The sequence below is a fragment of the Microvirga tunisiensis genome (genome assembly GCF_009296175.1).
Classification (GTDB): domain Bacteria; phylum Pseudomonadota; class Alphaproteobacteria; order Rhizobiales; family Beijerinckiaceae; genus Microvirga; species Microvirga tunisiensis.
In genome coordinates this window covers 1-4,082 of sequence record NZ_VOSK01000470.1, presented here as the reverse complement: position 1 = coordinate 4,082, position 4,082 = coordinate 1, and the positions used below count along the sequence as shown (strand labels likewise).

Sequence of the window (4,082 nt, the reverse complement as noted above, 5' to 3'; positions counted from 1 at the left end):
CTTCGAAGCGGTGCGGGATCTGCAAGTGGATTGATCCCCATTGGACGGGGCCTCGGTACCAGATGCGAAGTCCGCAGCACGAGCTTGGCGGTGTCAAACCGTCAAAATCACTGTGCTAAGGATCTAGCCTATCTGCGAAAACGGCCGGACCCGGCTCCCGACTACATGCTTGGGCCTTCGTCCCTACCCTTGCCGCGCCGCTTCGGCTTCTTCGGCGGCTTTTCCTCTTCGACCCGGATCGGCTCAATCGGTTTAGATGCGACAGGCGAAATGGGATTGCCCACGCGGATCTTGGCTTCTTCCTTGGCGGATTTCACAGCAGGGTCGTCGCCAGATCTCTCTCCCGGCGTCCTGACCGGGCCAGACGGGGCCGTTGATGGTTTGGGTGCGACAGAGGTCCTGTCCGGCCGAGCGGGTGCCTTTGCCTCAGATGCCGCCTTCGTAACGTCAGATTTCCCAGTGCCGGTGGCTGGGCCAAGTGCCGCGCGAGTGGGCTCGGGACGAGAAAACGGGACTTGGGCAGGCGCCTGGGATAATGCCTTTGCCGGGGCTTGGACTGGTGCCGACGTGACCTTAGCCGTGGCGGGCTCCTTCGCAGATCCGGCCTGAGGGGCGGTCGGTCGAACGGAGGGAGCCGCTGGAGCCTGTGCTGGGCGAGGTGGTGCCTGCGTCGGGGCAGGATTGGTGTTGGTCGGAGCAGCGACTGGGCGCTGCGCTCCAACCGGCGCTGCTGGGGCAGAGGCCGCTGTTGCTGGTTTCGACACTGCGGAACCTGCGTTATCGCGTATGGGTTTTGTGCCTGCTACGATATTTCCCGGCTTCGGCACATTATTTACCGACGGCTTTGCCGGCTGCTGGGAATTTCCTGTGACAACCGGCTTTGTTGCAGCCTCGGACTTTGGATTATTCGGGACAGGAGCCTGGGCGGCGGAATTCACTGGGGGTTGAGCTGGTGATTTAGTTGGAGCTGCGGCAGAGTTTTTCATTTGGGCAGCCGCGGGCGTGGTGGTCGTTACCTTGGGCTTATAAAAAGGCTCCGGTCGGAACCGTGTTCTTGGTGGGAGAGCGACGGGCTTGTCCTGACGTGGAGGCACAGGCTCCTGAACCACCTCAGTCTTTGCCGCTGTGGTTGTGGATGGTTTCATATCGGCAGGCACTGCCTGAGAAACCCGATCGGTCGCCCAGCTGGAAGCGTCTCGCGAGACGCTCGGGGCCACGGGCTTCGGCTCGGGGGCTCCCGGCTTAAGCTTGGAGACGGACGGCTGGGAGGCCTCCGACTTTGATGGACTGGTTTCTCCGCTTGGCTCTGGCTTGGATGGAGATGCGCCGGTAGCATTGGCTAGAATCTGCGGCAGCTTGGGCAAAACATAATCATCCAGCCTGCTCACAATCTGGTCCATTCTTTCTTTCTTCCGAGCTGCAACGACCTCAGGGCCTGGGTCGATAACGTTCAGATCTAAAAAGCCTGGAGAACGGCGATCCAGCGGGTGGCGCTTCGGGTCAGCCATCATGTTGTCGAGGCGCTTCAAAAGCACGTTCAGGTGACTTCTGATTCTTCGAATTTCAGCCTCATTCCGCTGATCGATGTGAACACCCTGTCTGTAGAACTCCAATAGAAATGCCATGGCCTCTTTGGCGGCCTGCCCGACAGGTTGCGCCGCACCGACTTCGTCACGATGGAGCTGTGTGGTTTGACCTTGGCCCTGGCCGGCCTTTGACCTGGTCCGGCCTGGGCCCTTCTCGTTCTTCTTTCTGTCTGCCTCGATGATCAGTTTGGGTCGCGAGGCCACCCTGTTAATGACAATTCGAGTGAGATCCTGGAAAAGCTCATTTGACGAGAGGCGTGTGCCGGCACGTTCGACGAGCTTGGTGAGCCGGTCGACCTCCTTCAAGGCAAGGTCCCTATATGGGTTTTTGGAACCCAATATCTGTCTTGCCTTGTCAGTCTTTCTCTTGAGGATGTGCTGGCGATATTTGGCCCTTTTTGCATGGTCGGCCACGAGCCGATCCTGCATGACCTGCCATTGTCGGCAGGCAAGGCCAACACCCTCCTCCGTCAATTCTCCCTTTCTCTCCCTATTGAAGGTTTTCGGGGGGATATGCTCGAGCGGATCGAGCTGGATGCCCATGGCCTCGTAGGAGCGGGCATCATACCGCTTGATGACGCCGACCTTCTCCATGACCTCGTTGGACGCCGTTGCCCAACGCTTGCGCAACATTGGGATCCATGTCCGACGATTGGCTTCGCGCAGCTTCTCCTGGAGAAATGGGCAAACCGTCCTGCGATGACGGTTTGGAAAGACTTTTTCCTCTTCGATCTCGAAATCCCAGACGTCGCGACCATCAGGGTTTCGAGGGTCCTTCATCCGGGATGACCGGCGATCATAATAGACGATGTGGGCATGGAAATTTCGTTTGTCGTTATTCTGGTCCGGTGCGTGGACCACCGCCCAGAAGGGCAAGCCCTTCTCAGTGAGCTTGTTGGTGAAGTTGCGAACGATCTCGACACGCTCGCGTCCGTCGAGCTCAAACGGGAGTTCGGCAATGATGCGGTTTTGGACACGGCCGCCACGACCCCGCTCAATCTCAATGAGCACCTCTGGATGAAGTCCAATGACCCACTGATGAATTGCAAAGGCTTCATCAGTCCGGATCAGTCTGAGTTCAACATCTTTGGGTTCGGTGCCCTGCTCGCGCCGCAGATTGTCCCGCAACCTCGAAGGAGCAGAGTCGAGGTTCTTGATAGCAAGATCCCACCCTTTGGGATCTGCGGAGAACCGTATCGTGACCGTATCACCCCGGGGATCTGCCTCTATCCGTTCGACCGCCTTCCAGAAATGGCGACGCTCTTCGAGCGTGTCGCCAATGGTCCCAAAGGATGCGATTTCAAGATCATCGATTTCATCGTCCGTCAGGTTCTTGAGCGGAATGCGCTCAAGGAAATCCTGTTGCTCTTCAGCACTCCGACCCGCAACCTCACGCTCGAGGGCGGTGAAGCCATCCTCGGCTACGTCAGGATCATAGCCTGGATACTCTTTCTCCTTTGCAACGTTCTCGGCTGCGCCATCGCGTTCGATGTAGAGAAGGTGATCCGTTGCCTTGGAGGCCGTGTACTTGCGGCCGCTTCGGGCCGCTTTGATCATCTCAGCGATCGGCGAAGTTTTAGAGTAGTAGCCGTGCCGGAAGTGGAACGTCTGCGTCCCTTCGGCTGACACTGGTCTTTCACGACCGCGGCTGCGATCGGCGAATCTCACGCCCGGATGGTCATACGCCCACCCCACTGCCGGGTGGACACCCGATGACATTCCAAGATGGGAGTCCTGAGTTCGAGGGGTAAGCGTCTCCGCGCCACATCGAATTGGGGCTGGCGCATCCCTGCCCGATGCCGCTACCCCAAGACCACCCAAGGCATAGCCCTTGGACCGGGCAGGGATCATCCGGGTAAAGTCCTTAGAAGAATCTCGCTTCGTCGCTCTGCTCAGTGCGAGAGATAGGTCCTTGAGCGTATACAGAGTGAGGTGACTGGTCGTGACTGGCATGAGGAAGGGTATCAGTGGCTGGGCAGCTATTATATCAGATGGCAATTCTTCAATGCCAGTCGGCGCCTAACACCAGGTGCGAAAATTTGGTGAGCTTCTGCATTTTATCTGGTCAACGGTCCGGCTCTGGCCGCTGATTGATGACAATTGCGGAGTGATCCTTCGGGCAAGTGACAGGTATGGCGACAGGCTCGTTGAGGCATAAAAAATACGAGACGGCAGAGTCGGGAAGAGCAGTTGACGATGGACTCGGCGCAGCCCAGCTAAAGTCGGTTTGAGGCACCAGAGAGTGCTAGCTCTCTAGTATTTTTTGTGCCCCAAATTTCTGGTCGATTTACCCCTGTTACCTCAACCTAGGTTCGAGTTGTCAATGGGCGTTTGTAGCGCGACGCGCGAATGTGTGAGTAAGGCGACGGCCAGATTTACGAGATGTCGCCTCCGGTTGAAGTCGACCTACCGTGTCACGGGACGACACGGAGGAGCGCATGAGCCGGCTCGATCAGGAGGCTCGCATGACTATCAAGGCATTGGCGGCGCGGGGAG

1 protein-coding gene is annotated in these 4,082 nt (G+C 58.0%); it reads right to left on the bottom strand.

What is annotated here, in order from left to right; translation table 11 throughout:
• Nucleotides 1–161 precede the first annotated feature (161 nt).
• Nucleotides 162–3,215, bottom strand: a complete 3,054-nt coding sequence (locus FS320_RS39505) for a MobA/MobL family protein (protein WP_162003340.1) — start codon at nt 3,213–3,215, stop codon at nt 162–164.
• Nucleotides 3,216–4,082: the final 867 nt, after the last annotated feature.